The sequence below is a fragment of the Fibrella forsythiae genome (assembly GCF_017353175.1).
Taxonomy (GTDB): domain Bacteria; phylum Bacteroidota; class Bacteroidia; order Cytophagales; family Spirosomataceae; genus Fibrella; species Fibrella forsythiae.
In genome coordinates this window covers 1-2321 of the sequence record NZ_JAFMYW010000039.1, presented here as the reverse complement: position 1 = coordinate 2321, position 2321 = coordinate 1, and the positions used below count along the sequence as shown (strand labels likewise).

The window sequence follows — 2321 nt, the reverse complement described above, 5'->3', positions numbered from 1 at the left end:
CAGGACCGGGTGATCACCGGCCGCGTCACCTCGGGTGAAGACGGCTCGGCCCTGCCCGGCGTCAACATCGCCATCAAAGGAACCACCCGTGGGGTCACCACCGATGGCGAGGGCAACTACCGCGTCAGCGTCCCTTCGGGCACCGTACGACTCATCTTCTCCTTCATCGGCTTTGTCTCCCAGGAAGTGGTCACCGGCACCCAGACAACCCTCAACATCACCCTGGCCCCCGACGCCACCAACCTCAACGAGGTGGTCGTCACCGCCTTCGGCATCCAGCGTAACGCCCGCGAGATCGGCACCTCAGTAACCCGGGTCAACAACGAACAGATCGTCCAGGCCGCACCCGTCAACATCGCCTCGGGCCTGACGGGCAAGGTGGCCGGTTTGCAGGTCAACCTGACCAACAACGGGGTGGGCTCCAACCCACGGCTCACCATTCGGGGCAACCGCTCCTTCCTGGGCAACAACCAGGCCCTGCTGGTAGTCGACGGTGTCTTGACCGACATCTCGTTTCTGTCTTCGATCAACCCCAACGACATCGACAACACGTCTATCCTCAAAGGGCCATCGGCGGCCGCCCTCTACGGGTCCGACGCCTCTAACGGGGTGCTGATCGTCAACACCAAGCGGGGGGGCGGCAAGAACAAGGCCCAGGTCTCCTACACCAACAACACCCAGTTCGAGAGCATCTCCTACATGCCCGACCTGCAGCGCACCTTCAGCTCCAACGGGGGCGAGGGCAACCCCTTCCTGGATGCCAACGGCTATCGCTTGTATGTGCCCTTCGAGAACCAGCAGTTCGGCCCCCGTTACGACGGCTCGATCCAGCCCCTGGGCTACGGGGTGCAGGTACGTAACGCCGACGGCTCGATTCGCCTCGACACGCTGAAGGTACCCTTCTCGTCGACGGGCACCGACCCCCGCCGGGCCTTCTTCAACACGGGTGCTACCGTGCAGCATGATCTGTCGTATCGCATCGGTGATGCCTCGGAGTATTTCGGTCTGGGCATCCAGCGGGTCGACCAGAGCGGGGTGGTGCCCAACGACAAGTACTCACGGACCAACATCCTGATGAACGGGGGCCGCACTATCGGTAAGTTCTCGGCCAACGGCAAGATTAACTTCACCTATACCAACCGAAACGTTGAAAACGGCGATTTCTCACAAGGTCGCCCTGTTTACTGGAACGTGCTGAACCAGCCCGCCCACGCCCCCCTGCGCGATCCACGCATCATGGACATCAACAGCCCCTACGGCGACGTGAACGGCTTCTACAACGCCTACTACCCCAACCCCTGGTGGCAGGTGACGGGCAACAACTCCCGCGCCCGTCAGGACATCTACGCCGTGCAGGGCTTTGCTGACGTGGCCTACCAGGTCAAACCCTGGATCAACGTACTCTACCGGCTGGGGGGCCAGATCAACGTCAACCAGTTTAAGAGCAACCTGGCGGCGGTCTCCTTCAGCGACTACGCCAAGTCTGACCCCTGGAGCGCGGGCAACATCGCCTCCTCGGTCAAGCAGGTCAACGGTAACGTGGCCGATCAGAGCCTGTTCAGCTCCCGCTTCACGGGTGACCTGCTGGTGACGCTCTCGCCCAAGTTTGGCGACTTCACCACCAAGCTGATCGTTGGCCAGCAGACCCGGATTCAGTATGGCCGCCAGATCGCCTCGTCGGCGGGCCAGCTGGTGGTGCCCGGCGTGTACAACATCGCTAACCGGCTAGGTCAGTTGGTAGGATCGGAATACACCTCGCAGAGCCGTCTGGTGGGTGTGTTTGGTGATTTGACCCTGGGCTACAAGGACTTTTTGTTCCTGAACGTCACGGGTCGTAATGACTGGACCTCGCTCTTGGCGCCGGCCAACCGTTCGTTCTTCTACCCGGGGGCTAACGTTTCGGCTATTCTGTCCGAAGCGATTCCTGCTCTGAAAGGCAACAACACCTTAACGTACCTGAAGGTACGGGGTGGCTACGCCAAGGCCGGTAACGTGAACGTAGACCCGTATCAGTTGCAGAACACCTTCAATCCCGGCACGGGCGTGGGCGCATTCTTCCCCTTCGGTTCTCAGCCTGGCTTTGCCTTGAGCGACCGGCTGAATTCACCAAATCTGAAGCCTGAATTCACCACCAACATCGAGGCGGGTATTGAGTTTGGTCTCTTCAGCCGGGTGAACGCTGAGGTGGTGGTCTACAATACAGAAACGACCAACCAGACGGTACCCATCCAGGTATCTCGCTCAACAGGGTATACAACGGCGCTCATTAACACGGGAACGATGAAGAACCAGGGCGTGGAAGTGGAACTGAAAAGCACCCG

Annotated in this window: 1 protein-coding gene; it reads left to right on the top strand. The window is 60.4% G+C overall.

Annotated features, from left to right (window positions below):
* Positions 1-2321, top strand: a 2321-nt coding sequence (locus J2I46_RS32470; RefSeq protein ID WP_207333280.1) for a SusC/RagA family TonB-linked outer membrane protein, incomplete at both ends; no start/stop codon positions are given.